Below are 26,398 nucleotides of genomic sequence, written 5' to 3'. Positions count from 1 at the left end.
CGCTCCCTGAATGGCCGCTCTTTGCGTCGCGCCTTCTTGTTGAACTCTAGCAATACCGCTAACACCGGTCAAAAGATCATTCAGCGGACAGAAGTAGGGGACAACCATGATACATCACAAGGCATCGGTCTGCGTTTATTGCGGCGCGCGGTTCGGCGACAAACCGGCTTTTCGCAAAGCCGCCGCCGCCCTTGGAGCCGCCTTCGCGGACAATAGCTGGCGGCTGGTCTACGGCGCAGGCGATGTGGGGATGATGGGCGCGGTGGCCAACGCGGCGCAGCGTGCCGGCGCGCCCACCCTTGGCGTCGTGCCCTCGCACCTGATGCACCGCGAGGTCAGGAAACACGACCTGACGACCCTGATCGTGACCGAAAACATGCACGAACGGAAGAAGGTCATGTTCATGAACTCGGACGCCGTGGTGGTCATGCCGGGCGGCGCCGGATCGCTGGACGAGTTTTTCGAAGTGCTGACATGGCGCCAGCTGGGCCTACACCAAAAGCCGATCCTGCTTTTGAACATCGAAGGGTTCTGGGACCCGCTGATTGGACTGCTGGACCATGTGATTGATCAGGGCTTTGCCGAAGATACTCTGCGCGGGTTCGTCACCGTGGTGACAGATGTGGATCAGGCGATCACAGCCCTGCGCGACGCCCTGTCCTGACGGAAGGCTTCCGCTGAATAAATGGCGAGCGCCAGCCAGATCAGCGGGAAGGCGATCATGTGCCAGACAGTAACCGTTTCACCCAAAACGGAAACGGCGAAGGTGAACTGTAAGCTGGGGTTCAGGTATTGCACCAACCCCACGGTGGACAGGGCCAACCGGCGCGACGCATAGCTGAACAACACCAACGGGACCGCCGTGATCAGACCCGATGCAACCAGCAGCATGCTGTCCCAAAGGTCGGTGCCAAAGACCGCTCCATTCCGGCCCACGATCCCTTCCCAGCCCGCGAAATGCGTACCAAGAAGCCAGATCACCGCAAGCGGCGCCAATATCAAAACCTCGGTCGTGACGGACACGATAGGGCCCGCGATGACGGTTTTCTTGATCACGCCATAAGTGGCAAAGGTACCGCCCAGCAGAAATGACAGCCACGGCGCCACACCAAGCCCAAGCGTCAGCGTTGTGACCGCAACCGTGGCAAGCGCCAACGCGGTCGCCTTGCCGGTGGTGATCAGCTCGCCAAAAAACAGCCGTCCAAAAACCACCATGAGCAGCGGGAAGATGAAATAGCCAAGGCTGGCTTCGACCACCATGCCGATCTGGACAGACAAGATGAACCCGCCCCAATTGATCGAAATCACCAACGCCGCAAGTGCAACCAAAAACGCCGTGCGCCCCCGAAGCAGCGCCCCCACCTGCCCCAGCCGCCCTTGCAGCGACAACAGCACGCCGAAGATGGCCAACGACCACAGCGTGCGATGGCACAGCAATTCCAGCGGCGGCACATGTTCAAGCAATTTATAGTAAAGCGGTGACGAGCCCCAGACAAGGCAGGCGCAAATGATGGCACATACGCCTTTTATTGTGTCACCCATCCCGTCTGCCCCAGATTTACACATCATCCCCGGTCAGACTGCGCCGTAAGTCTTGACGGGTGCAAGCCCCCTGTGACAGAAATCACGAGCAATCTGAAGGGCGCTGAGCGCGGTTCGTCATCGGCGAGCAACCGTGGCGCTGGGGTCCCTTTCGCGTTGTCAGGTTGCCGCGATATTCAAGGGCCCCGTCAAGGAAAGGCCCTGCCCATGAAAACCATCATCGAACCCTTCCGCATCAAATCGGTCGAACCGATCCGCATGACCACGCGGCCCGAGCGCGAGGCACTGATCCGGGATTGCCATTACAACCTGTTTGCGCTGGATGCCGACGACGTCCTGATCGACCTTCTTACCGACAGCGGCACTGGTGCGATGTCGTCCGAACAATGGGCCGCGATCATGCGCGGCGACGAAAGCTATGCGGGATCGCCCAGTTTTCACCGATTCCGCGATGCGGTCACGGCGCTCATGCCCTTTCGCCACATCATCCCCACCCACCAAGGACGCGCCGCCGAGGCCATTTTGTTCTCGATGTTTGGCGGCAAGGGGCGCGTAATCCCGTCAAACACCCATTTCGACACCACCCGCGGCAATATCGAAGCCTCGGGCGCGCAGGCGGTCGATCTGGTCATCGACGAAGGCAAAGACCCCGCATCTGAGCATCCATTCAAAGGCAACATGAACATCGACAAGCTGGAGGCTTGTCTGAACGAGCATGGCGACGCGGTGCCTTGCGTGATGCTGACCATCACCAACAACGCAGGCGGCGGCCAGCCCGTCAGCCTTGAGAATATCCAGGCTGTCGCCCGCACCGCCCGCGCGCATGGCAAACCCTTTTTCATAGACGGTTGCCGGTTCGCCGAAAACGCATGGTTCATCAAGTGCCGCGAACCGGGACAGCAGGACCGTTCAATCCCGGATATCGTGCGCGATTGCTTCGCGCCCGCCGATGGCATGACCATGTCCGCCAAGAAGGATGCGTTCGGCAATATCGGCGGCTGGCTCGCCCTGAACGATGACACGTTGGCCGACACCGCCCGCGCCCACCTGATCCGGACCGAGGGCTTTCCCACCTATGGCGGATTGGCCGGGCGCGATCTGGACGCGCTGGCCCAAGGCCTGAGCGAGATCGTGGACGAGGATTACCTGCGCTACCGCATCCGCACCAACGAATACATCATCGAAAGGCTCGATGCGTTGGGCGTGCCGGTGGTCAAGCCCGCAGGCGGCCACGCGGTGTTTGTCGATGCGCGCAGTTGGCTGTCCCATATTCCGCCGACCGAATACCCCGGTCAGGCGTTGGCCGTCGCGCTTTACGAAATCGCGGGTGTGCGCAGTTGCGAAATCGGCACGGTGATGTTCGGCCGCCAACCCGACGGATCGGAACAGCCCGCCGCGATGGACCTTGTGCGGCTGGCTTTTCCCCGCCGCACCTATACCCAAAGCCACGCGGATTATATCATCGAGGCTTTTGGCGAACTGGCCGAAATGCGCGACAGCCTGACCGGGTATCGCATAGCGTGGGAGCCCAAGCTGATGCGCCACTTCACCTGCAGGTTTGAACCGCTGAGCTAACCCACCGTCCGAAACAAATGCGCCCACCCGTTACCGGATGGGCGCAAAACATGAGAGGTGATAGGGCTTACAGGCGCGAGGCCACGTTTTCCCAGTTCACAAGGTTGTTCATGAAGTTGTCCAGATAGGCCGGACGCTTGTTGCGGAAGTCGATGTAATATGAATGCTCCCACACATCGCAGCCCAGAAGCGCGGTTTGACCAAAGCACAACGGGTTCACACCGTTCTCGGTCTTGGTGACTTTCAGGCTGCCATCGGTATCCTTGACCAGCCAAGCCCAGCCCGACCCGAACTGACCAGCACCGGCGGCAGCAAACTGCGATTTGAACTCGTCGACCGAGCCAAAGCTGTCTTTGATCGCCTTCTCAAGCTCGCCGGGCATCGCGGTCTTGCCGGGGCCCATCATTTCCCAAAACTGGTTGTGGTTCCACAATTGGCTGATGTTATTGAAGATACCATTCTGGGCGACAGCGTTCTTGTCATAAGTGCCGGTGATAATCTCTTCCAGCGACTTGTTTTCCCACTCGGTTCCGGCAATCGCTTTGTTGCCATTGTCCACATAAGCCTTGTGGTGCAGGTCGTGGTGGTATTCCAGCGTCTCTGCGGACATGCCATGTTCGGCCAGCGCATCATGTGCGTAAGGAAGATCGGGAAGTTCAAAAGCCATATCGGGCCCCCTGTTCATGCGTGTTTCAGTTCCCTTCTAGATGGGGTAGCAAACGGGGGAAGGTCAAGGGGCAAGGCGGAAATCCACCCAGCCCCGGAACAGTTATTTCACCTTGCATTTGCCTTTTGCGCGGAACGTATTGGCAAAGCCCACAGGCTTCATCGAGATATTGGCCGACTTCTTTTGCTTCAAATAGGTCAGGCGATAGCTAAATCGCGCGTTCCGGCTGGCCGACGACTGCACGGTATCCACCGGAACGTCCTTTACGGTCCAAGTGAAGCTGATCCGTTTGTCGTTGTTCGTTTCGATCTTGGCCGGGATAGGTTTGCCAACGATATCCTGAATCAGACCGTCAATCACCGAAACGTCGTCGCCTTTTTTCACCACCACAATACGCTGGGGAATGGCCCAGCTTTCGCTTGCCCCACCTTTGGTGACGGTGCAATCGTAGGTTTGCGCAAGAGCGGGTGACGCGACACCAACGACGGCTGCGCAGGCGACGGCTGATACAAGTTTAATCATAATTTCTTTACCTTTACACGAGAGTCCTGCCCGGTCGTATATGTGTGGTTCGGCGCCCAAACAACTCCCTAAGGTTGTGTCTGCCGCAACGTCAATCACGAGTTTTAACTGCGCGTCACCAACACCGTCTAGATATCGGGAAAGGCGCGAAACGAAAAAGATGGCAGTAATATCCTGCCATCCCCTTCTGGAACCAACCATGGCTGCATTCTGATTATCACGGGCGATGATCGACCTAGACGCCCACCTCGCCCCCGTCCCTGGCAGCATCGGCTAACAGATCGAACGCATATTGCGCGACCGAACGGAAGCAGACCAGCACCGCGGTCTGATCATCTTCCAGATAAAATGCGGCGGGGATTTGGGCGACCCGCGTGCGGCGCAGCATTCCGGGCTGCATGACAGCGGTGTCGGCGGGCGACAGCTTGGCGATCACCTCGCGACACGCTGCACCTTTCACACGAAACACCGCGCGCGCATCCGAGACATTGACGATCAGCGAATGCTCATCCGCCAGCGATTTCGATGCCGCTTCGACAACTTTTGGCGCCGCGGCGTGATCGACGATCAACAGAAGCTCGTCAGGTGACATCCAGCCCGCGCGTCCCTTGGCACCTTCCGTTATCTTGCCCTGCCCCGGCATTTCGGCCCCCGTCGCGGCCTTCACCGCCTTGGCAATCGCGTCAGACGACAGATCCCCACGCAGGGTGATCATGCCGACCAGCCCGGCTTCTTCTACGGTGCAATAGCCCTTGTACAACGCGCCTTGCAGTGCGGAAACGGCATTAGACATTCTGCTTCTCCCCGTCCTTATCAAAGAAAACCGGATCACAGATCCGCGCCTTGATCTCGGTGTTAGAGCCATCCACGGTCGGGAAGCTTAGCACATCACCCATCCGATCAGGCCCGTGTTTCACCAGCCCCATCGCAATACCTTTCTTCAGCGTCGGCGAATAATAGGTCGAGGTGACGCGCCCGATCATATTGCGGTGCCCATACTGGTTTTCACCATCTTCGACCGCATAGGCACCATCGGGCAGAACAGATCCGTCCAGCGTTTCCAGACCGACCAGTTTCCAGCGATCCGGGTCCGACATGTGGCTGCGTTGCTGGGCGCGTTTACCAAGGAAGTCCTCTTTCTTCTTGGAAATCGCCCAGTTCAGCCCCAGATCCTGCGGGATCACGGTGCCGTCGGTTTCGTCTCCGATCATGATAAAGCCCTTTTCGGCCCGCATGATGTGCAGGCATTCGGTGCCGTAAGGCATAACGCCAAATTCTTCACCGGCCTCCAGCAACTTGTCCCAGAAGGCGCGGCCTTGGCTGGCAGGGACGGCAATTTCATAAGACAGCTCGCCCGAGAACGAGATACGATAAACGCGCGCATCAAACTCGCCAATCTTGCCGTCTTTCCACTGCATGAAGGCCAGCGCGTCCTTGGACACATCCATGCCTCCCAGCTTCTCAAGCAATTTGCGCGCATTGGGACCGACCACGGCGACCTGCGCCAACTGCTCGGTCACGTTGGCGACATAGACTTTCCAATCCCACCATTCGGTTTGCAGCCACTCCTCCATCCACGCATAGATGTGGTCGGCCCCGCCCGAGGTGGTGTGGCAGAGCCACGTATCCTCATCAATCCGGGCGACAACGCCGTCATCCGACAAAAACCCATTTTCCGAGCACATCAGACCATAACGGCATTTGCCGACCGCCAAGTTCGACATCATGTTGGTATACATCATGTCCATGAACTTGCCCGCATCCGGCCCCTTGACGATCAGCTTGCCCAGCGTCGAGGCATCCAACAGACCCAGTTTCTCGCGGGTGTTCAGCACCTCGCGATGCACAGCTTGTTCATTGGTTTCACCCGGTTTGGCATAGCAATAGGGACGGCGCCAATGACCGACAGGTTCCATGTAAGCGCCCGCATCTTCATGCCATTTGTGCATCGGTGTGCGGCGGATCGGCTGGAACAACTCGTGGCGCGCTTCGCCCACAATCGCGCCGAAGCTGATCGGGGTATAGGGCGGGCGGAAGGTGGTGGTGCCGGTTGCCGGAATGGGTTGACCCAATGCATCAGAAAGGATCGCCAAGCCATTGATATTGGACAGCTTCCCTTGGTCCGTCGCCATGCCCAATGTGGTATAACGCTTGGTGTGCTCGACGCTTTCGTATCCTTCGCGCGCGGCCAGTTGCACGTCCGAAACCTTCACGTCGTTCTGGTAATCCAGCCACATTTTCATGCGTTTCTGATGACCAGCACCCTGCGGCATGATCCAGACAGGAGCCATTGGCTGTGTCGCCTCGGGGTCTGCCTTGGGGCCAGCCTTGCGCACGGCCTTGCCGCCTGCCGCTTTCGCAGCTTGCTGGCCCGCCGCATAAGCGTCCGACAGCACATCCGCCAAACTCATCGCGCCCGAAGCGGCACCGGCGGTGACCACAAAGGATTGGCCATCATGGCCTGTGGGGGCGCGGTCAGGGTCGGGGCGGAAATGGCTCTGTTTGTCGTCCCAGATCAGTTTGCCGCCGCAATGCGACCACAGGTGCACGACGGGGGACCAGCCGCCCGACATGGCGACCGCGTCGCAAGCGATATCTTCGACCGCCGAGCCCTCGCCCGCCTGCGAGCAGATCGAAACGCCCGTCACGCGTTTGCCGCCGTTAACCTTGGCAATGGCTTTGCCGACCTCAACCCGAATGCCAGCAGCGCGGGCTGCTTCTGCCAGCGGGCCATTGGAATGGTCGCGCGCGTCCAGAATGACCGGCACGTCCAGCCCGGCCTCTTTCAACACAAGTGCCGTGCGGTAGGCGTCGTCATTGTTGGTCACAACCACTGTGCGGTCGCCAACGGACACGCCCCAGTTCACCGCATAGTCGCGCACAGCCGAAGCCAGCATGACGCCGGGAATGTCATTGCCCGCAAAGGACAAGGGGCGTTCGATCGCACCGGTCGCGGTGACGATCTGCTTGGCCCGGATGCGCCACAGACGATGGCGCGGGCGGTCGTCGCCCGGCGTGTGATCAGCCACACGTTCATAGCCCAGCGCATAGCCGTGGTCATAGACGCCCGCGCCCATCATGCGGGTGCGCAGTGTGACGTTGTCCATGCCTTCAAGCTCGGCCAGCGTTGCAGTGATCCAATCATCGGGCGTCTGCCCGTCGATCTCGCCGCCATCCACCGGCGCACGTCCGCCCCAATGGTGCGTTTGTTCCATCACCAGCACTTTCGCGCCTGACCGCCCAGCGGCCAGAGCGGCGGCCAGACCGGCAACACCGCCACCGATCACCAGCACATCAGTGTGGTGATAGAAATGTTCATAGCGATCCACGTCCGCCTCGGTCGGGACTTTGCCCAGACCGGCGGACTTTCGAATGATGGGTTCAAACACGTGCTTCCACGCGGGCGCGGGCGCCATGAATGTCTTGTAGTAAAACCCCGCCGGCAGGAAGCGCGCGGCGTAGTTGTTGACCACGCCCACATCGAACTCAAGGCTCGGCCAGTGGTTTTGCGAGGTGCAGGTGAGGCCGTCAAACAGCTCGGTCGTGGTAACGCGCTGGTTGGGTTCAAAGCGCCCGCCCTGCCCCATATTTACAAGCGCATTGGGCTCTTCCGCGCCGGATGCGACGATGCCGCGCGGGCGGTGATATTTGAACGACCGGCCGACCAGCATCTGGTCTTCGCCCAGAAGCGCCGCGGCCAGTGTGTCGCCGTCATACCCCTTCATACGTTTACCGTTGAAGGTGAAATTCTTCGGTTTGGTGCGGTCGATCAAACGGCCGCCTTTTGCCAGACGGGTGCTCATTCATAGCCCTCCCATTCGGGATGTTTCTTTTTGACCGCGTTGATGATCGCCTTGGGCGGCTCATAGGTCTGGGCGGAATAGGTGCCGTAGACCTCAAGCGTCATGGTGTTGCGCGCCGCGTGGAACCACTTGCCGCAACCCGAGACATGCCGCCAGCGTTCAAAGTGAACGCCTTTGGGGTTCGCGCGGTGGAACAGATAGGTCTCGAAATCATCATCGGACGAGCCGGGCCCGAAACGCTTCAGATGCGCCTCGCCCCCGCCATGCAGGTCCGTTTCATCGGCCATCACGCCGCAATAGGGGCATTCAAGGATCAGCATGGCTGTACCTCATAGTTGCATCGCGTTTCAATTAAGGTAGGATTGATGCCATGTTGGATTTCTTCATCGCAATTGCGCCAATCGCTGGCATAGCGCTTCTCGCCTTTGTTCTCATCAGACTTGGGCGAAACCCAAAACCCCATGGAGATAACCCACCTGAAAGGTACATGTAGGTTTCTCAGGACAAGTAATTGTATTAGTTTCATAAATCCAAACATCAGTGAGCCACCCCCGCTGCCACGCTTTCATCAATGAAGCGTCCTTCGGTGAAGCGGTTCAGGCCAAATGCGCCAGCAAGCGCGCCGGGTTCGCCTTTGGCGACGGTCTCAGCCATGGCCCAGCCTGATCCGGGAATCGATTTGAAGCCGCCGGTGCCCCAGCCGCAGTTGATGAAGCAGTTGCCCAAGGGCGTCTTGCCGATGATGGGGGATCGGTCGCCTGTCACGTCCACGATGCCGCCCCATTGGCGCAGCATTTTCAGGCGCGAGATGATCGGGAAGGTTTCGACCAAGGCGCGCACCGTTTCCTCAATGTGATGGAACGATCCGCGCTGGGTGTAGTTGTTGTAGCCGTCGGTGCCGCCGCCAATGACCAGCTCGCCCTTGTCGGACTGGGACATATAGCCATGCACGGTGTTGGCCATCACGACCACGTCAATGCAGGGTTTGATCGGCTCTGACACCAGCGCTTGCAGCGCGACGCTTTCCATCGGCAGCCGGAAGCCCGCCATATCGGCCAGATGGCTTGCGTTGCCAGCCACAACCATCGCCAGCTTGTCGCAATCAATTTGGCCCTGCGTGGTATCAACGCCCGTGACCTTGTCCCCCGACTGGCGCACCCCGGTCACTTCGCATTTCTGGATGATGTCCATGCCCATGTCCGAACATGCCCGCGCGTAACCCCACGCGACCGCATCGTGACGCGCGGTGCCGGCGCGGTCCTGCCACAGCGCGCCCAGAACGGGATAGCGTGGGCCGTCGATGTTCATGATCGGCACAAGCTCTTTTACGCGCTGAGGGCTGATGAACTCGGTCTTGACCCCTTGCAGGGCGTTGGCGTGAGCCGTTCGTATGAAACCGCGCACTTCACTTTCGGTCTGGGCCAGCATCATGACGCCGCGCGGACTGAACATGACGTTGTAGTTCAGATCCTGTGACATCGTCTCGTAAAGCGAGCGCGCTTTTTCATAGATCGCAGCAGACGGGTCTTGCAGATAGTTCGACCGAATGATCGTGGTGTTGCGGCCCGTATTGCCGCCACCCAACCAGCCCTTTTCAATGATCGCCACATTGGTGATCCCGAAATTCTTGCCCAGATAAAACGCTGTGGCCAGCCCGTGGCCGCCCGCGCCCACGATGACCACATCGTATTTCTTCTTGGGTTTAGGGGACGCCCACGCGCGCTCCCACCCCTGATGATAACGCGCAGCTTCACGCGCGATGGCAAATGCAGAATAACGTCGCATGCGATTCCCTTCAGATGGGTCCCCGGTTTCGGTCGGTTTTATATCCTAGCGACAATTATCGGCGGCAATCCAGCGTCATGTGGAATGAAAAAGACGACATGAGGCACATTTTGCGCCGTCCCGCGCGATCGTGATTGTCGCACCCGCCCTTTAAGGGTTTTGCCCAACCGCTTTGCGCATTACATGGGGGTGACTGAAGCACGCGGAGGGAACATGGTTTTCTGGCTGATCATCGGGGCGCTGACGCTCGCAACCATTCTGGTTCTGGCACGAAGAATGCTGCTCCCGTCTAGCGTCGCGCAGGCGACGAAAGACGATACTGCGCGGCTGACCTCGGACATGAAGGTTTATCGTGACCAGCTAAGCGAACTTGACCGCGACGTGGCGCGTGGCACGCTGGCGGCGCAAGAAGCTGATCGCGCCCGGGTCGAAATCTCACGCCGCCTGCTGGAAGCCGACAAAGCCGCCCAAGCCAAGGATCGCCCGACAGACGCGCCGCAAAACATCAGTCGTCTGGTCATGGGGCTGTCGGCAGCTGTGCTGGCTTGCGGGGCGTTCGGTCTATATTGGGTGCTGGGCTCTCCCGGGTTTCAGGACTTGGGCCGCGACAAACGCGTCGCGATGAGCCAGGAAATGCGCGACAATCGCCCCAGCCAGGCCAAGGTCGAGGCCGACATGCCCCCTTGGCCCGGCCCACCCGCTGAGGCGCCTGACGATTATCTTGACCTGATCCAAGGACTGCGCGATGCGGTCACAAAAAACCCCGACGACGTGCGTGGACTGGACCTGTTGGCCCAGCACGAAGCGGCCCTTGGAAACATGGTCGCAGCCCGCGAAGCAATGGGGCACCTGCTGGAAGTCAAAGGTGACGCTGCCACGGCGGATGACTACGTCCGGCAAGCCGACCTGCTGGTCAATGCCGCCGGTGGCTTCATCTCGCCCGAAGCCGAAGAGATGCTGGAAAAGGCATTACAACGTGACCCTCGCCACCAGTTGGCACGCTACTATACCGGCCTGATGTTTGCCCAAAACGGCCGCCCCGACATGGCGTTCCGCCTGTGGCGCGGGCTGCTTGAGGAAGGCCCGGAAACGGCAATCTGGTGGACCTCGGTGCGGTCACAAATCAGCAGCCTGGCAGCCTATGCCGGTGTCGAATACACCCCACCCGAGCCTGCGACGCGACCCGCTACCCCCAGCCTGTCCGGGCCGAGCGCCGAAGACATCGAAGCCGCTCAGGACCTGAACGACGAGGACCGCGGCGCCATGATCCAGGGCATGATCGAACAGCTGTCTGACCGGCTGGCCACTGAAGGCGGCACGCCAGACGAATGGGCCCGTCTGATCAACGTCTTGGGCGTCGTTGGCGATAACAACCGCGCCGCCGCCATCTGGGACGAGGCGCAGACCGTCTTTGCCTCCAAACCCGATGCACTGGCAACCGTGCGTATCGCCGCCGAACAGGCTGGGCTCGCTCCGTGATCGTCGATACGGTCGAAGAATTTGTTGGCCACCTGCCCCCTGTGACCGCACTGGGCGGGCTGGATCTTGGCACGAAAACCATCGGCGTTGCGGTGTCAGACAACCTGCGGCAGGTTTCAACCCCGCTTGAAACCATCCGGCGCAAGAAGTTCACGACAGACGCCGCGCGACTGCTGGACATTATCAACGAACGCAATCTTGGCGGGCTCATCCTTGGCCTGCCCCGCAACATGGACGGAACCGAAGGCCCGCGCTGCCAATCGACCCGCGCCTTCGCCCGCAACCTGGAAAAACTGACCGATATCCCGATCACCTTCTGGGATGAACGCCTGTCTACCGTCGCGGCAGAACGCGCGTTGCTCGAGGCGGATACGTCCCGAAAGCGTCGCGCCGAGGTGATTGACCATGTTGCCGCCGGGTATATCCTTCAAGGTGTATTAGACCGAATGAGGCACCTGTAATGGCCGATGACATCTGGAACCGTGACGAAATCGATAGCCCCTGCATCAACATCTGCGTCGTCCACCCCGAGGCGCGCATCTGCACCGGGTGTTATCGTTCGATCGACGAGATCACAGCCTGGTCGCGCCTTTCGCCCGAGGTGCGCCGCACGATCATGAATGACCTTCCGGCCCGAAAAACTATGCTAACGAAGCGCCGTGGCGGGCGCAAAGCACGCATTGCGAAGGGCGACGCCTGAGGAACGGCGGCGCGTAAAACCACTGCAACACTGATTTGCAACGGCAGAAGAGGGGCGTTGCCCCTCGCACCTGCGGTGCTCACCCCAGGATATTTCAAGCCAGAAGAAGCACGAAGACCTCGACGGGCGTCTCAGCATAATATGTTCTGGACGGCATAGCCGGTGGCAAACTGTTTCTTTCCTGTATTTCTTCTGGCTTGAAATATCCTGGGGGTGAGAGCCAACGGCTCGAGGGGGCAAAGCCCCCTTACTCTGCGGCTTCGTTTACTTGGGCTTCAATCTCGGCAGCGCGTTCTTCGACAAGCTTAACGATGTGGTCGATCATCTTCTCGTTGTCCAGCTTGTGGTCTTGCTTACCTGCGACATAAACCATGCCCGACCCCGCCCCGCCCCCGGTGAAGCCGATATCGGTCATCAATGCCTCGCCCGGGCCGTTGACCACGCAACCAATGATCGACAGGCTCATTGGCGTGTGGACATGCGCCAGGCGTTCTTCCAGCGTTGCGACTGTTTGAATCACGTCGAACCCCTGACGCGCGCAGGAAGGGCAGGAGATGATGTTGACCCCCCGATGACGCAAGCCAAGGCTTTTCAGGATTTCAAATCCCACCTTAACCTCTTCGACCGGGTCAGCGGACAGGCTGACGCGGATTGTGTCGCCGATACCGGCCCAAAGCAGGTTGCCAAGGCCAATCGCGCTTTTGATGGTGCCAGACACAAGACCACCGGCTTCAGTGATGCCGAGGTGAATCGGCGCGTCCGTTGCCTCGGCAATGCCGTGATAGGCGGCAGCGGATAGGAACACGTCGGATGCTTTCACACTGATCTTGTAGTCGCGAAAATCGTTGTCTTCTAGAATGCGGATGTGATCAAGGCCACTTTCCACCATCGCGTCCGGGCAGGGTTCGCCATATTTTTCGAGCAGGTGGCGTTCCAGTGACCCGGCGTTCACGCCGATGCGAATCGAACAGCCATGATCCTTGGCGGCCTTGATCACTTCACGCACGCGGCCCTTGTCCCCGATGTTTCCGGGGTTGATGCGCAGGCAGGCTGCGCCTGCCTCTGCGGCCTCGATGGCTCGTTTATAGTGAAAGTGGATATCGGCCACGATGGGCACCGGGCTCTCAGCGGTGATCTGTTTCAACGCCTTTGTCGATCCAACGTCAGGGCAGGAAATGCGAACGATGTCCGCGCCAGCCTCGGCGGCCGCAATGACTTGTGCCACCGTCGCCTTAACGTCCGAACTGTCGGTGTTGGTCATGGTTTGCACCGCGATCGGCGCGCCCCCGCCAACCGGCACATTGCCCACCATCACTTGCCGCGACGTACGGCGTTCGATATCGCGCCAGGGACGGATCGGGTTGTGGGACATGGGATCGCTCTTCTTGCCGGTGTGTTCAGGGTTAGGGATAGCGCGGGCCGTGGATGACGACAAGCACAAGGGGGTGCCGATTATCAAGCCTCAAGCAAAGGTGAGGTTACTGCGACAGGTTCAGATCGGCCACATAGGTCGCCAGATCCGCATCCTCCTCCAGATCGGCTAATGCGAAGCTCTGGGTCAATGCCTCTTGCGACAGGGCCACGTCTTTCACCACCGAAGGGCCATCGCCGGACGGTCCATAGGCCGTGCCGTTTACCGCGAAATAGACCGAGCCTGCATTGCCCGTGCGCATTATCGGGGCATGTTCGGTTTTGGGCAGAACATAGTGTTCACCCGCATCCAAAATTTTCTCGAATATAACGGTGCCGTCGGCGGATTTGATGCGAATCCACGAGGGGCGGACGGCGAACACCGCAACCTCGGCCGCTTCGGCACCCAAGACCTGAACCGCGGGCGGCGCTTCATCCAGCCGCCCATCGGCCCCCGACGCAGGCAGATTTTGCGCAATCTGTTGCGTGTCGCGCGACGCGATCCCGCTTGCGCCCATTCGTGCCCCGGGCGCGGCTGCCAATTGCGAGGGTGCAAGACCCAGCTCAGGGGCCGTTGCGTGGGCCAAAACGCCAACGCTGGAAGGATCAAGGGTCGAGATCGGCGCGTCACGGTGGGTCAGAACCGGCACTTCAAGCGCCTGTGGGCGATACAGGCGATCCAACGCCTCGGCAGATGGCGGTTGGCTTAGCCCCGCGCCGGCCTGTGCCAGAACGTCGCCTTCTGTGCTTGCCCCAACATCGGGCAGTTCAGCCAGCACGCCGGGGGTTTGTTCGACAGGGGCAAAATCGACGCGTTGGATTTCTTTCAGCACCGACCAACTGCCAAACCCCAAAAGCCCGATCAGCGCGGCCAGAACCGCGACCGACCCGACAGCACCGGGTTCGATCCCGGCAAAGATACTTTCGGTTTGCGGCACCCAATTGGCGTTGGGGTTGCCTAGCGGATCACCCACGTGATCGCCGCGCTTGGGAAGCTTGGCGGACTTGTCCGGCAGGGTTGAGACGCTGGGCGCCAGCCCATGTGCTGTGGTAAAGCCGCTTTCCGAGCAGAATGTCGCGAAAGCCAAGTCGGGATCCATACCCAGATACCGTGCGTAGGACCGCACATAGCCTGCGATAAACCCTTGGGTTTCAAAGGCCGAAACATCGGCATTTTCAATTGCGGCGATATAAGTAGCTTTGATCTTCAACTCGCGCTGAACATCCAGCAGCGATTTGCCAAGCGTCGCACGCTCTCCGCGCATCACGTCACCGAGCCGAAGATCGAACGAGTCAAAGCCGGTCGGCTTCTCTTCTTCCTCGACCCGCGACGTGTTCCAACGCCCGATCATTCAACTGCTCCTCGTGCTTCACATGCCCCTGCTGAAGCCAACGATTCGTGGTCGCCGCCTTCCCTTGTGGCAACGCTATCACGAATCCACAAAATGTGCAGTGTTTCTGTCGCTTCAGGCAGACAGCTCGGCACGATTTAGCTCACAATGAGACCACAGTTGGTCCAGTGCGTTAATCAGTGCGTCCATCTCTTTTGGCCCATGCACGGGTGATGGGGTAAAGCGCAGCCGCTCGGTGCCCCGCGGCACAGTCGGGAAGTTGATCGGCTGGACGTAAATTCCGAAGTTTTCCAACAACATATCCGACAGCCGCTTGGTGTGCACCGGGTCTCCGACAATCAGCGGCACGATATGCGAACCGTGGTCAATGATCGGCAGGCCCAGCCCCTTCAGGCGGGTCTTGAGGATCTTTGCCTGAGTCTGATGCGCGTCGCGCAATTCCTGATCCGTTTTCAGATGCTTGACCGAGGCCGCAGCCCCCGCCGCAACCGCCGGCGGTACCGAGGTCGTGAAGATGAAGCCCGGCGCGTAAGATCGCACAGCATCACACATTTTTGCCGACGCGGCGATATAGCCCCCCATCACGCCATAGGCCTTGGCCAGCGTGCCGTTGATAATGTCGATCCGGTGGGCAAGATTATCCCGTTCGGTGACGCCTGCCCCACGCGGCCCATACATGCCGACCGCGTGCACCTCGTCGACATAGGTCAGGGCACCGAATTCGTCTGCCAGGTTACATAGGGCTTCAATCGGGCCAAAATCACCGTCCATGGAATAGACGCTTTCAAAGGCGATCAGTTTGGGAGCCGCAGGATCGTCAGCCTCCAGCAATTCGCGCAGATGGGCCACGTCATTGTGCCGGAAAATACGTTTCGCGCCCCCGTTGCGCCGCACCCCTTCGATCATCGAGGCATGGTTCAAGGCATCGGAATAGATGATCAGCCCCGGAAACAGCTTGGGCAACGTAGACAGCGTGGCGTCATTGGCTATGTAGGCCGAGGTGAAGATCAGCGCGTCTTCCTTCTGGTGCAGGTCGGCAATCTCGGCTTCCAGCTCTTTGTGGTAAACAGTCGTGCCGGAAATATTGCGCGTACCGCCTGACCCCGCGCCCGTCGCCTCGATTGCATCATGCATGGCGTCGCGCACGGCCGGGTGTTGCCCCATGCCCAGATAATCATTGCCGCACCATACAGTCACCGGGGTTTCGGTCCCGTCAGGCTTTTTCCACATCGCGTGGGGAAAATGGCCCTGTCGGCGTTCAATCTCGATGAATGTGCGATAGCGACCTTCGTCGTGCAGGCGCTGAAGCGCTGCGTCGAGTTCTTGATTGTAGTCCAAGGTTCCCTCCCGGACGGTCTGATCCTGTTGGTATGCTCTACATACAGACTATCAACTCAGAAACATATTGAAAGCTTGATATGTCTTCCTGAACGTCAATACTTGTCTTGTTAATGGATTACATCGGCTTTTTACATTGATCCATCACAAACGAAACCCCTTTTAGGGCCTCCGCGACACTACGCCCCTTTGACCGCCCCTGCGCGCAGGCTGGACAGTTGCGCACCGACTGATAGGGTCGCGCCGATAACCTTAAGATTGGAGCATACCCCATGACACTTAACCCTGTTCTGGATCGTATTGACGCCGACCTGCCCGACGCGATTGACCGCTTGCTGGACCTTCTGCGCATCCCGTCAATCTCGACCGATCCGGCTTATGCTGTGGAATGTCAGAAGGCGGCGGATTGGTTGGTAGAGGACCTGAAAGCCATTGGATTTCAAGCGGATAAGCGCCAGACGCCGGGGCACCCTATGGTGGTGGCACACGCAGACGGTCCGGCCGACACACCGCATCTGATGTTTTACGGCCATTACGATGTGCAGCCTGTCGATCCGCTGGACCTGTGGGATACACCGCCCTTTGAACCCGCACTTGAAGAGACATCCGCCGGCAAAGTGATCCGGGGCCGCGGGGCGTCTGACGACAAGGGGCAGTTGATGACCTTTATCGAAGCCTGCCGCGCATGGATCGCGGTGCATGGCAGCCTGCCCGCCCGTATTTCGCTGTTTTTCGAGGGCGAAGAGGAATCAGGTTCGCCGTCCTTGATCCCCTTCATGAAAGAAAATAGCGACGAACTGACGACCGATATCGCGCTGATCTGCGACACCGGGCTGTTCGAATCGAAAACCCCTGCGATCATTACCCAACTGCGCGGCATGAGTTGCGAGGATTTCACCATCACCGGACCGGGCCGTGACCTGCATTCGGGCATGTATGGCGGCATCGCGATGAACCCGATCCGCGTGCTGACCCGCGCACTGGCCGATCTGCATGATGACACAGGGCGCATTACCCTGCCCGGCTTTTATGACGGGGTTGAAGAGCTGTCAGAGGAAATGCGCGCCCAGTGGCAGGGGCTGAATTTCGACCACGCCGCCTTTTTGGACGATGTTGGTCTGAAACACCCCGCCGGCGAACAGGATCGGATGCCGATCGAGATGTTATGGTCACGCCCGACCTGCGATGTGAACGGCATTTGGGGCGGCTATACGGGTGACGGGTTCAAGACCGTGCTGCCCAGCAAAGCGTCGGCCAAGGTCAGCTTCCGGCTGGTCGGCCAACAAGACCCTGACGCGATCCGCAAGACCTTCCGCGCCTATCTGGAAGACCGCCTGCCAGACGGATTCACCATCGAATACCGCACCGAGAAGGGCTCGCCCGCCGCGCAGATCTCGACCGAGAATCCGATGTTCGAACAGGCGCGCGAAGCGTTAAGCGAAGAATGGGGCGTTCCGGCGGCCTTCGCGGGCTGCGGCGGGTCCATCCCCATCGCGGGTTATTTCAAGGATATTTTGGGTGTCGATGCGATGCTGATCGGCTTTGGCAAGGATGATGACAACATCCACAGCCCAAACGAAAAATATGACTTGGAAAGCTTCCACAAAGGCATTCGCAGCTGGGCGCGTATTCTCGCGACCTTGACCTGATCGGCCCGGCTCTACGCCGCGCCACCGCGATCAGCCCTCGTCACTGGGCTGATCGCCCCGCCGCATCCTGACAACCTTAACGCCCAGGATCAACCAAGGCGTCCCGTGCATCAGCCAATCAAACATGTCGATGGGCCGAACCAGCGTGCCGTTGAACAGCATGACCAGCTTTTCCCACACATGCGGCGGTGCGAATGGTGCCAACCCGAGAGTCAGGCAGAAAATCAGAACCGTCAAAAACGGGATGTCATCAATGACCGACATATCCGGATTGCCCCTTTCGTTCGTGTATTTAACGGCCGTTTCGCTGCAAACTAGCGAAGGGGGCATTCGGTGATAATGTGGTGAAGTGGCGCGGTTGACGGGGCTCGAACCCGCGACCCCCGGCGTGACAGGCCGGTACTCTAACCATCTGAGCTACAACCGCGCGTAGCGGCGTGGATACAGCGGGTGGAATGGGGCGTCAATGAACAAATCCACGATGAAAGCGGCACGTTTGAGCCCGATTGAAGGGGCGCGATCTGTCTGTCTGAAACGAAAACACCCCGCCGAAGGCGGGGCGTCTTTCGGGCAGCGGTGGCGCGGTTGACGGGGCTCGAACCCGCGACCCCCGGCGTGACAGGCCGGTACTCTAACCATCTGAGCTACAACCGCTCGCTGCCAAGCCTTGCGGCTTGTTCGGGCGTTCTAGGACGCAGGCCGGGAGGCGTCAAGCGGCCTTTACGGTTTTTGAAGATTATTTTTCGATCATCCGATGGCCACGCCCCGGCGACAGATGAAATATGACGCCCTGCCCGCCCGGAAGCTTCAGCATATCCTGCGCACCCACCCCCAGCCAGCGCGCCCGAAGCACCATTGATAGAATACCATGAGTGAAAACCACGCTGGGCCGGGTCAGGTCTGTCAAAAACCGATCAACCCGGCGCTCAACGTCTGCATAGGACTCACCATCCGGAGATTTGAAATGCCAGCCGACCGGCGCTTGCGCGTCCGTCAATCCCAGTTCGGGCCAGCCCGCATGAATTCCTTGCTTTGTCAGCCCCTCCCAAGCACCGAACGCAATCTCGCGCAGGCGCGCATCTTCGGTGATCGGCCAGCCCAATGGGGCCAACGCCAGATCTGCCGTCCGTCGCGCCCGCCCCTGAGGCGAGGACGTGGCGACCACATCGTTCCTGTCACCAACTTCGCGCAGCAATACCTTCCCTATGTCGCGCGCCTGTCGACAGCCTTTGATGGTCAAAGGTGAATCCAGACTTCCCTGATAACGCCCCGCCAGGTTCCATTCTGTCTGACCATGACGAACGACGAAGATTTCGGGAAATTCATTATGCATTCGACACCTTACCAAATCACCGTCGTGTCAAACAAGCGCGCTGAAAACCGGATCGGAAAATGGTGGGTCGTGAGAGGCTCGAACTCCCGACATCTTCGGTGTAAACGAAGCGCTCTACCAACTGAGCTAACGACCCGCCTGACCGCTAATAGCCCCGCCAAACCTGGGATTGCAAGAGTGGTTTTCGCAAAGCCGTAAAAAATCTGGGACTGACATTGGTCGGGGCATAATACCGACCTATTCTGCGTAAATCATTGCCGCGCACAGAACCTCGTGTATATTTTCGTCAATCTGAACATTAAGGAAGTCAAAGAATGTCAGCGCCTGTCGTTCCCAAGGGCGTGGCTCATGTCGCAATCGACGCCCCGGACACACCCGAGCCCATCGTTTTTGTGCTGCTGCCCAACCTGTCCATGCTGGCCTTCACATCGGCGATCGAGCCACTTCGCATCGCAAATCAATTGACCGGTCAAAGTCTTTATTCCTGGATCACCATGTCCGAAGACGGGGGCAATGTGCGCTGTTCGAACGGGATCGAGATCGGGATCGACCGGCCGCTGGGCGACACACCTGCCGACAGTCGTATTTTCATCTGTTCGGGCGTACAGCCGGAACTCGCAACCACTGCCAAGGTTGCAGATTGGACGCGCAAACAGTGGCGCATGGGGCGCACGGTGGGGGCCTTGTGCACCGGAACATACACGCTGGCGCGCGCCGGCATCCTGGCAGGTCACAAATTTACCCTGCATTGGGAAAACATCGCCCCGTTTCGCGAACATTTCCCCGATCTGGACCCGGTCGAACAGCTTTACACTATGGACAACCGCGTGATGACTTGCGGCGGCGGGTCTGCGGCAACCGATCTGTTTTTCAAGCTGATTTACGACACCCACGGCCCTGTGCTGGCGCAAGCGGTCCTGAATATGTGCCTGCATACAGTGCAGCGGTCGGAAACCGACCGCCAGCAAAGCTCGACCTCCGCCTCGATCGGGGTGCGCAACGACAAACTGGTGCGCGTCATCAACTATTTCGAAGCGCATCTGGATGATTACATTAACCTTGATATCGTCACTGAAAAGCTTGGTATCTCGCGCCGCCAGATGGAGCGGCTGTTTCGCCATTACCTTGACACAACGCCGAAGAAATACCTGCAAAACCTGCGCCTACAACGCGCCCGTATCCTGTTGGCGGAAACCAATATGGCGGTGGTTGATGTGGCAGTGGCCTGTGGTTTCGAATCGGCGGCCTACTTCTCTAAACGCTTTCGCGAAACCTTTGGCATGTCACCGCACAAATTCTCGACCGGTCACGGATAGAAACTCGGGCTGACATCAATTTTCAGGGGTCAGTTTTGATACAAAATCGGCGGGAAAAAATGGTGGGTGATAAGAGATTTGAACTCCTGACATCTTCGATGTGAACGAAGCGCTCTACCACTGAGCTAATCACCCAACGGGGCAGGTTTTAGCGTCACTCGTCCTTGGGTGCAAGGGCATCTTTCACGGCAGTCGCCGCATAGCTGCGTCAGATCTTTTAGACGACCAAATCGGCGTCTGGTCGTTCGTGGCGGCGATTGACCGTGACCACGTCCAACGGCGACAGACGCAGCTTTTTACCACACGTCAGCGCGTGGCTTGGTTCATGCAGCATGGCGTCATAAACTTCGCGCGTCTGTTTGGGAGGGGAGGCAATGCGCGACCGCATTTCTTTGCGTTTGACCACCGGTTCTTCACGGGCGCCACATGACGTGGTGTTTTTAGCCAAACACGCGGCAGATGGGCCGCCCCTGCGTCGCCTTCTACGCAGCATTCGCAGGACAAGGCTTCATGGGGGTCCGACTGTGACTAAGTTCTGATGGTTAAATCGCGTCGCCTTAAAGAAACACGCGAGCCTTACCGTAGCCACATGGTTGCACAAGCCGCCCCCAGATCGCACAGCAAGAAGGCGCGAGCTTTCTGCCCGCGCCTTCGCGTTATCGTAATAATCTGCAGACAGCGGCGGACACCGCCAACCAACGACCCAACTTAGTGTGCAACCGGCGCCGCGCTTGCGCGGTCCTTGGCCAAGGCAGCCGCCGCCGCCTCTTCCGCAGCTTCGTCCCATTCAACCGCTTCCGGCTCGCGGACCAAAGCGTGTTTCAGAACCTCGGACACGTGGCTGACGGGGATGATGGTCAAACCCTCTTTCACGTTATCCGGGATTTCGCGCAGGTCTTTTTCATTTTCCTGCGGGATCAACACGGTCTTGATGCCGCCGCGCAGCGCGGCCAACAGCTTTTCTTTCAAGCCGCCAATGGCCAGCGCATTGCCGCGCAGCGTGACTTCGCCGGTCATGGCGATGTCCTTGCGCACCGGAATGCCGGTCAGAACAGACACAATCGATGTGACCATTGCCAACCCGGCTGACGGGCCGTCTTTCGGCGTCGCCCCTTCGGGCACGTGCACGTGAATATCCCATTTTTCAAACTTGGGTGGCTTCACGCCGATGTCGGGCGCGATCGAACGGACATATGAACTGGCCGCATCGATCGATTCTTTCATCACGTCGCCCAGCTTGCCGGTCGTCTTCATTCGACCCTTACCGGGAAGGCGCAGCGCCTCGATTGACAACAGGTCGCCGCCGACGCTGGTCCAGGCCAAGCCGGTCACGACACCGACCTGATCTTCCTGTTCCGCCAAGCCATAGCGATGCTTGCGCACGCCCAGATAGTCGTCCAGCAGGTCAGGCGTGACCTTGATGTTTTCGACCTCTTTCTTGACCAGTTTGGTCACGGCTTTGCGGGCCAGTTTTGCCAGTTCACGCTTCAGGTTCCGCACACCAGCCTCGCGGGTGTAATAGCGGACGATATCGGTCAGCGTTTCCTCGGGCACCGAGAATTCGTCCTTCTTCAGCCCGTGATCCTTGATCACTTCCGGCAGAAGGTGGCGGGTCGCGATCTCGCGCTTCTCGTCCTCGGTGTAACCGGCCAGTGTGATGATCTCCATCCGGTCCAGAAGCGGGCCGGGCATGTTGTAGGAGTTCGCCGTGGTCAGGAACATCACGTTCGAGAGGTCATATTCGACCTCAAGATAGTGGTCGACGAAGGTCGAGTTCTGTTCCGGGTCCAGCACCTCAAGCATAGCCGACGCGGGATCGCCACGGAAATCCTGCCCCATCTTGTCAATCTCATCGAGCAAGATCAGCGGGTTCGTGGTTTTCGCCTTTTTCAGCGCCTGGATGATCTTCCCGGGCATCGAGCCGATATAGGTCCGGCGGTGGCCGCGGATTTCCGATTCGTCACGCACACCACCCAACGAGATGCGAATAAACTCGCGCCCCGTGGCCTTGGCAACCGATTTCCCAAGCGAGGTTTTACCCACGCCCGGGGGGCCGACAAGGCACATGATCGGGCCTTTCAGCTTTTTCGAACGCTGCTGCACCGCCAGATATTCGACGATGCGTTCCTTGACCTTTTCCAGCCCATAGTGGTCGGCATCAAGCACCTTCTGCGCGTTGTTCAGGTCTTTCTTTACACGGCTTTTCTTGCCCCACGGCAAGCCCAGCATCCAGTCAAGATAGTTACGCACAACGGTGGCCTCGGCCGACATGGGCGACATGTTCTTGAGCTTTTTCAGCTCGGCATCCGCCTTTTCGCGGGCCTCATCCGACAGCTTGGTGGCTTCGATCTTTTCTTCCAGTTCGGCCAGCTCATTCTGGCCTTCTTCGCCGTCGCCCAGCTCTTTCTGAATGGCCTTCATCTGCTCATTCAGATAATATTCACGCTGGGTGCGCTCCATCTGGCTTTTGACGCGGGTCTTGATCTTCTTTTCGACTCGCAGCACAGACATTTCGCCCTGCATCAGGCCAAACACCTTTTCAAGCCGCTCGGACACCGTGAAGGTTTCCAGAAGCTCTTGTTTCTGATCGACTTCCACGCCCAAGTGACCAGCCACAAGGTCGGCAAGCTTGTCGGGTGCGCGGGTTTCGGACACCGCGGCCAGGGCTTCTTCGGGGATGTTTTTCTTGATCTTTGCGTAACGTTCGAACTCGTCGCCGACTGAACGCAGAAGCGCCTCAACCTCGTTCGGGTCGCCGGGGCGTTCTTCGATAACTTCTGCGAAGGCTTCGAAATAGTCTTCGTTATCGACATAGTCGCTGATGCGCACGCGCGACTGGCCTTCGACCAGCACTTTCACAGTACCGTCGGGCAATTTCAGAAGTTGCAGCACGTTGGCCAGCACGCCAACGCTGTAAATCCCTTCCACATCGGGATCATCCATCGACGGATCAATCTGGCTGGCCAGAAGGATCTGCTTGTCATCTGCCATTACCTCTTCCAGCGCACGGACGGATTTCTCGCGTCCAACAAACAGCGGCACGATCATGTGGGGAAAGACCACGATGTCACGCAGCGGCAAGACCGGGAAGGATTGGCTCAATTGCTCACTCATAGGATTTCCTTATTCTTGGCAAAGCGCCCTGCCCCTGTAGTTCGGCAGCTGGGGCGCCTCCTCTTCAAGGTGTCAGATGGGGCTCGCGTCGCTTAACGTCAACCCGCTTTGACCCGACAGTTTGCCCCGGTCGCGCGGGGACAACAAGAGGAAAGCAGGCCGGCATTCGGCACGGGCGCATTTCGATACGGTCAAAGCGGTTCGATATCCCCTTGCGCCCGGCCAGCGTGGAAACCGGCTTCCCATTCCGCAAAGCTGTGGGTCGCAATCGCATGACGCATGCCCTGCATGATTTCCTGAAAATAATGCAGGTTATGCCACGTCAACAACATGCCCGATATCATTTCCTGCGCCCGAAAAACATGGTGCAGATATGCGCGCGAATAGTTCCGGCAGGCTGGACAGGTGCAATTTTCATCCAGCGGGCGCGGGTCGTCTTGGTGACGTGCGTTCTTGATGTTCAAAACACCGTGACGGGTGAACACCTGCCCGGTACGCCCTGACCGCGAAGGCAACACGCAGTCCATCATGTCTATGCCGCGTTTGACCGCGCCAACGATATCATCGGGCTTGCCGACACCCATCAGATAGCGCGGCTTGTCCTCAGGCAGAAAACCGGGTGCGAAATCAAGGCAATCGAACATCGCTGCTTGCCCTTCACCCACCGCCAACCCGCCAACGGCATAGCCATCAAATCCGATCTCTTTCAGAGCTTCAGCGCTTTCTTCGCGAAAGTCACGTTCCAGCCCACCCTGCATGATGCCGAACAGGGCATGGCCGGGGCGATCCCCGAATGCCTCTTTCGACCTTGCCGCCCAGCGCATCGACAGGCGCATACTGTCTGCGATGCGATCACGGTCAGCAGGCAGCGCGGGGCATTCGTCGAAACACATCACGATATCGGACCCCAGAAGCTTCTGGATTTCCATCGAGCGTTCCGGTGTCAGCTCGTGTTTTGACCCGTCGATATGCGATTTGAAGGTCACGCCCTGCTCGGTTAATTTTCGCAGGCCAGCAAGGCTCATCACCTGAAACCCGCCCGAGTCGGTCAGGATCGGCTTGTCCCAGTTCATAAACTTGTGAAGCCCGCCCAGCCGGTCGATCCGTTCCGCCGTCGGGCGCAGCATCAGATGATAGGTATTGCCCAGCAGAATGTCGGCACCTGTGGCTGCCACGCTTTCGGGCATCATGGCCTTCACGGTGGCTGCGGTGCCCACGGGCATAAAGGCCGGGGTGCGGATTTGGCCGCGCGGCGTGTCGATGACACCGGTGCGGGCCTTTCCGTCCGTTGCGTTCAGGGAAAAAGTGATGCGTGTGGGGCGTTGGTCTTGCATGGCGCTGATGTGGCCCATATAGACCCGATTGCCAAGGGCTTTCTGCGGTTTAGCATCGCCCGGCAGACAGGTTCAGCGCGGTCAGATGTCTTGTTCTGCGTTAACCTTGACGCCTCCCAGATTAGCCGCATTAACCCGCGCAGACAGCCGTTCCAACTTGCGGCTGGTCAGCATAAGTTCGGTCAGCGTCGTGTTATCGACCCGGTTCGCTAACGCATACGCAACATCCTGCGCTATACGCGCCGCCTGGTCCAAATGCTCGACCGCCGTCATCGTTTCACTGTCACCCTTTTCCGTCGAAAACACCGTTCTGGCTCCTCGTTAAGCCCTCCCACTGCTGAGAAAAGCAATCTGAAGATAAACTTCAAGGTGAACCGGTCGATTTTGTGGCGAATTGTAGGCAATTGAAAATTAGATTTTTGGCAATTGAAAGATATTGAGAGATAATGTCGCCGCCTGCCTGAATTTATCGCCATTCAGGAAACGGGCACATTCACACTAGCCCGAAGAAACCTGCCTTGGCGCCCGTCTTGTTGCAGCCGGAAGAGCCGGATTCTTCGGCGCGACCTCTGGACCTCGCCTGTCTCAATCCCTATATGTTCGCTCAGGTTTAGGACAATGGCGCTATGACAATGAACACAACCGACAAACTTGAAGGCGAACCGCTGATCAAGCCCTCCTCCGTCAATCACCCGCTGTATGACAACGTGGTAGAGGCATGTCGCACGGTCTATGACCCGGAAATTCCGGTCAATATTTATGACCTCGGGCTGGTTTATACGATTGAGATCAACAACAAGAACGAGGTTGATCTTATTATGACGCTGACTGCACCCGGCTGCCCGGTTGCTGGCGAAATGCCAGGCTGGCTGGTCGAGGCGATCGAACCGGTCGCAGGGATCAAGCATGTGAACGTCGAGATGACATGGGATCCACCCTGGGGGATGGAGATGATGTCAGACGAAGCGCGCCTTGAACTGGGGTTCATGTAACCCCAGATGCACCCTAACCCCATCGGCGTCGGCCCTATGGCCGTCCCTTAGGGATGAAGGAGGATCAAATGTTTGGCATTCCCGGCAAATCACCGATTACCATGACGAAAACAGCCGAGGCCCAGATCGCCAAATTGATGGCATCCGGTGGTCACAAGGGCCTGCGCATCGGGGTCAAGAAAGGCGGCTGCGCAGGCATGGAATACACCATGGATTACGTGGACGAAGTTGACCCCAATGATGAGGTGGTCGAACAAAACGATGCTTGCGTCATTATCGCCCCTATGGCCCAGATGTTCCTGTTCGGGACCGAAATCGACTATGAAGTCGCACTGCTTGAGGCCGGGTTTAAATTCCGCAACCCCAATGTCAGCGAAGCCTGTGGCTGTGGCGAATCGATCAAGTTCGACGACGCGCTGACCACAGAGCAGTCGTAGGCCTGATGGCGGTCACCGACGCGGTTATTGTCATTGTCAAAAGCTGTTTG

25 protein-coding genes, 4 tRNA genes and 1 pseudogene are annotated in these 26,398 nt (G+C 58.7%); 9 read left to right on the top strand and 21 right to left on the bottom strand.

The features are described from left to right. The first annotated feature begins 106 nt into the window (after positions 1-106). Positions 107-664 (top strand): LOG family protein, encoded by a 558-nt coding sequence (locus MN186_RS02690; RefSeq protein ID WP_242111341.1) that lies wholly within the window; start codon positions 107-109, stop codon positions 662-664. Here MN186_RS02690 and rarD read toward each other — a convergent pair. Further along, positions 628-1,542, bottom strand: coding sequence for an EamA family transporter RarD (gene rarD / locus MN186_RS02685; protein WP_242111340.1), 915 nt, complete (start codon positions 1,540-1,542; stop codon positions 628-630). The genes MN186_RS02690 and rarD overlap by 37 nt on opposite strands. A 207-nt stretch (positions 1,543-1,749) precedes the next feature. Between rarD and MN186_RS02680 the strand changes: the two genes are divergently transcribed. After that, positions 1,750-3,117 carry a tryptophanase gene (locus tag MN186_RS02680; RefSeq protein WP_242111339.1) on the top strand — a complete coding sequence of 456 codons (1,368 nt, stop codon included), beginning with the start codon at positions 1,750-1,752 and terminating at the stop codon, positions 3,115-3,117. Between the two features lie 67 nt (positions 3,118-3,184). Here MN186_RS02680 and MN186_RS02675 read toward each other — a convergent pair whose 3' ends face one another. From MN186_RS02675 to MN186_RS02650, 6 genes are all read right to left on the bottom strand, one after another. Then, positions 3,185-3,784: a superoxide dismutase gene (locus MN186_RS02675; protein WP_242111338.1), complete on the bottom strand. Its 600-nt coding sequence runs from the start codon at positions 3,782-3,784 to the stop codon at positions 3,185-3,187. A gap of 102 nt (positions 3,785-3,886) precedes the next feature. After that, positions 3,887-4,306 (bottom strand): hypothetical protein, encoded by a 420-nt coding sequence (locus tag MN186_RS02670; RefSeq protein ID WP_242111337.1) that lies wholly within the window; start codon positions 4,304-4,306, stop codon positions 3,887-3,889. A gap of 235 nt (positions 4,307-4,541) precedes the next feature. Continuing rightward, the gene (locus tag MN186_RS02665) at positions 4,542-5,099 is read right to left on the bottom strand and encodes a sarcosine oxidase subunit gamma (protein ID WP_242111335.1); all 558 of its coding nucleotides are present in this window, start codon (positions 5,097-5,099) and stop codon (positions 4,542-4,544) included. Further along, positions 5,092-8,109, bottom strand: a complete 3,018-nt coding sequence (locus MN186_RS02660) for a sarcosine oxidase subunit alpha family protein (RefSeq protein WP_242111334.1) — start codon at positions 8,107-8,109, stop codon at positions 5,092-5,094. The genes MN186_RS02665 and MN186_RS02660 overlap by 8 nt, the downstream gene beginning before the upstream one ends. Beyond that, entirely contained in the window at positions 8,106-8,429 is a 324-nt protein-coding gene (locus tag MN186_RS02655; protein ID WP_242111330.1) for a sarcosine oxidase subunit delta, read from the bottom strand. The genes MN186_RS02660 and MN186_RS02655 overlap by 4 nt, the downstream gene beginning before the upstream one ends. A gap of 217 nt (positions 8,430-8,646) precedes the next feature. Beyond that, positions 8,647-9,894, bottom strand: a complete 1,248-nt coding sequence (locus tag MN186_RS02650; RefSeq protein WP_242111328.1) for a sarcosine oxidase subunit beta family protein — start codon at positions 9,892-9,894, stop codon at positions 8,647-8,649. Positions 9,895-10,107: 213 nt separating this feature from the next. Here MN186_RS02650 and ccmI point away from each other — a divergent pair, with 213 nt between their 5' ends. Genes ccmI through MN186_RS02635 form a run of 3 tightly spaced genes read left to right on the top strand, consistent with a single transcriptional unit; the run spans position 10,108 to position 12,073 of the window. Beyond that, on the top strand, positions 10,108-11,373 hold the full coding sequence (ccmI, locus tag MN186_RS02645; RefSeq protein ID WP_242111327.1) for a c-type cytochrome biogenesis protein CcmI: 1,266 nt from the start codon (positions 10,108-10,110) through the stop codon (positions 11,371-11,373). After that, positions 11,370-11,834 carry a Holliday junction resolvase RuvX gene (gene ruvX, locus MN186_RS02640; RefSeq protein WP_242111325.1) on the top strand — a complete coding sequence of 155 codons (465 nt, stop codon included), beginning with the start codon at positions 11,370-11,372 and terminating at the stop codon, positions 11,832-11,834. The genes ccmI and ruvX overlap by 4 nt, the downstream gene beginning before the upstream one ends. Further along, positions 11,834-12,073, top strand: coding sequence for a DUF1289 domain-containing protein (locus MN186_RS02635; protein WP_242111323.1), 240 nt, complete (start codon positions 11,834-11,836; stop codon positions 12,071-12,073). The genes ruvX and MN186_RS02635 overlap by 1 nt, the downstream gene beginning before the upstream one ends. Positions 12,074-12,320: 247 nt before the next feature. Here MN186_RS02635 and ispG read toward each other — a convergent pair whose 3' ends face one another. From ispG to hemA, 4 genes and pseudogenes are all read right to left on the bottom strand, one after another. Further along, the gene (ispG, locus tag MN186_RS02630; protein WP_242111322.1) at positions 12,321-13,445 is read right to left on the bottom strand and encodes a flavodoxin-dependent (E)-4-hydroxy-3-methylbut-2-enyl-diphosphate synthase; all 1,125 of its coding nucleotides are present in this window, start codon (positions 13,443-13,445) and stop codon (positions 12,321-12,323) included. A gap of 106 nt (positions 13,446-13,551) precedes the next feature. Next, a complete protein-coding gene (locus MN186_RS02625; RefSeq protein WP_420838898.1) occupies positions 13,552-14,583 on the bottom strand; it encodes a DUF4115 domain-containing protein in 1,032 nt (343 codons plus the stop codon). Beyond that, a pseudogene (locus MN186_RS16605) lies at positions 14,584-14,748 on the bottom strand (helix-turn-helix domain-containing protein); the annotation flags it as partial. A gap of 201 nt (positions 14,749-14,949) precedes the next feature. Next, a complete protein-coding gene (gene hemA / locus MN186_RS02620; protein ID WP_242111319.1) occupies positions 14,950-16,173 on the bottom strand; it encodes a 5-aminolevulinate synthase in 1,224 nt (407 codons plus the stop codon). Positions 16,174-16,445: 272 nt separating this feature from the next. Here hemA and MN186_RS02615 point away from each other — a divergent pair, with 272 nt between their 5' ends. Next, a complete protein-coding gene (locus MN186_RS02615; RefSeq protein ID WP_242111318.1) occupies positions 16,446-17,822 on the top strand; it encodes a M20/M25/M40 family metallo-hydrolase in 1,377 nt (458 codons plus the stop codon). Positions 17,823-17,852: 30 nt separating this feature from the next. Here the strand turns inward: MN186_RS02615 and MN186_RS02610 are convergent, their stop codons facing one another. From MN186_RS02610 to MN186_RS02590, 5 genes are all read right to left on the bottom strand, one after another. Further along, positions 17,853-18,086: an RND transporter gene (locus MN186_RS02610; protein WP_242111317.1), complete on the bottom strand. Its 234-nt coding sequence runs from the start codon at positions 18,084-18,086 to the stop codon at positions 17,853-17,855. An 86-nt stretch (positions 18,087-18,172) separates the two neighbouring features. After that, positions 18,173-18,249: transfer RNA gene (locus tag MN186_RS02605), tRNA-Asp, on the bottom strand. Positions 18,250-18,399: 150 nt separating this feature from the next. After that, positions 18,400-18,476, bottom strand: a tRNA-Asp gene (locus tag MN186_RS02600). An 82-nt stretch (positions 18,477-18,558) separates the two neighbouring features. Continuing rightward, positions 18,559-19,155 (bottom strand): histidine phosphatase family protein, encoded by a 597-nt coding sequence (locus MN186_RS02595; RefSeq protein ID WP_242111316.1) that lies wholly within the window; start codon positions 19,153-19,155, stop codon positions 18,559-18,561. A gap of 60 nt (positions 19,156-19,215) precedes the next feature. Continuing rightward, positions 19,216-19,291: transfer RNA gene (locus MN186_RS02590), tRNA-Val, on the bottom strand. A 178-nt stretch (positions 19,292-19,469) separates the two neighbouring features. Between MN186_RS02590 and MN186_RS02585 the strand changes: the two genes are divergently transcribed. Beyond that, the gene (locus MN186_RS02585) at positions 19,470-20,471 is read left to right on the top strand and encodes a GlxA family transcriptional regulator (protein WP_242111314.1); all 1,002 of its coding nucleotides are present in this window, start codon (positions 19,470-19,472) and stop codon (positions 20,469-20,471) included. Positions 20,472-20,531: 60 nt separating this feature from the next. Here the strand turns inward: MN186_RS02585 and MN186_RS02580 are convergent. The 5 genes from MN186_RS02580 to MN186_RS02560 form a co-directional block, all read right to left on the bottom strand. Beyond that, a tRNA-Val gene (locus MN186_RS02580) sits at positions 20,532-20,606 on the bottom strand. Between the two features lie 82 nt (positions 20,607-20,688). Continuing rightward, entirely contained in the window at positions 20,689-20,919 is a 231-nt protein-coding gene (locus tag MN186_RS02575; RefSeq protein ID WP_242111313.1) for a hypothetical protein, read from the bottom strand. A 260-nt stretch (positions 20,920-21,179) separates the two neighbouring features. Then, the gene (lon, locus tag MN186_RS02570) at positions 21,180-23,585 is read right to left on the bottom strand and encodes an endopeptidase La (protein WP_242111312.1); all 2,406 of its coding nucleotides are present in this window, start codon (positions 23,583-23,585) and stop codon (positions 21,180-21,182) included. A gap of 191 nt (positions 23,586-23,776) precedes the next feature. Continuing rightward, positions 23,777-24,919 carry a tRNA guanosine(34) transglycosylase Tgt gene (tgt, locus tag MN186_RS02565; protein WP_242111310.1) on the bottom strand — a complete coding sequence of 381 codons (1,143 nt, stop codon included), beginning with the start codon at positions 24,917-24,919 and terminating at the stop codon, positions 23,777-23,779. 81 nt (positions 24,920-25,000) lie between these two features. Then, the gene (locus MN186_RS02560; protein ID WP_242111309.1) at positions 25,001-25,225 is read right to left on the bottom strand and encodes a hypothetical protein; all 225 of its coding nucleotides are present in this window, start codon (positions 25,223-25,225) and stop codon (positions 25,001-25,003) included. A 320-nt stretch (positions 25,226-25,545) separates the two neighbouring features. Here MN186_RS02560 and MN186_RS02555 point away from each other — a divergent pair, with 320 nt between their 5' ends. Further along, complete coding sequence (locus tag MN186_RS02555; protein ID WP_242111308.1) at positions 25,546-25,911, top strand: SUF system Fe-S cluster assembly protein; 366 nt, start codon at positions 25,546-25,548, stop codon at positions 25,909-25,911. 68 nt (positions 25,912-25,979) lie between these two features. Then, positions 25,980-26,348: a HesB/IscA family protein gene (locus MN186_RS02550; RefSeq protein WP_242111307.1), complete on the top strand. Its 369-nt coding sequence runs from the start codon at positions 25,980-25,982 to the stop codon at positions 26,346-26,348. The last annotated feature ends 50 nt before the right edge of the window (positions 26,349-26,398 follow it).

This window comes from Aliiroseovarius sediminis, from assembly GCF_022678485.1.
Classification (GTDB): Bacteria; Pseudomonadota; Alphaproteobacteria; order Rhodobacterales; family Rhodobacteraceae; genus Aliiroseovarius; species Aliiroseovarius sediminis.
This window is presented reverse-complemented; position numbering and strand designations above follow the sequence as displayed.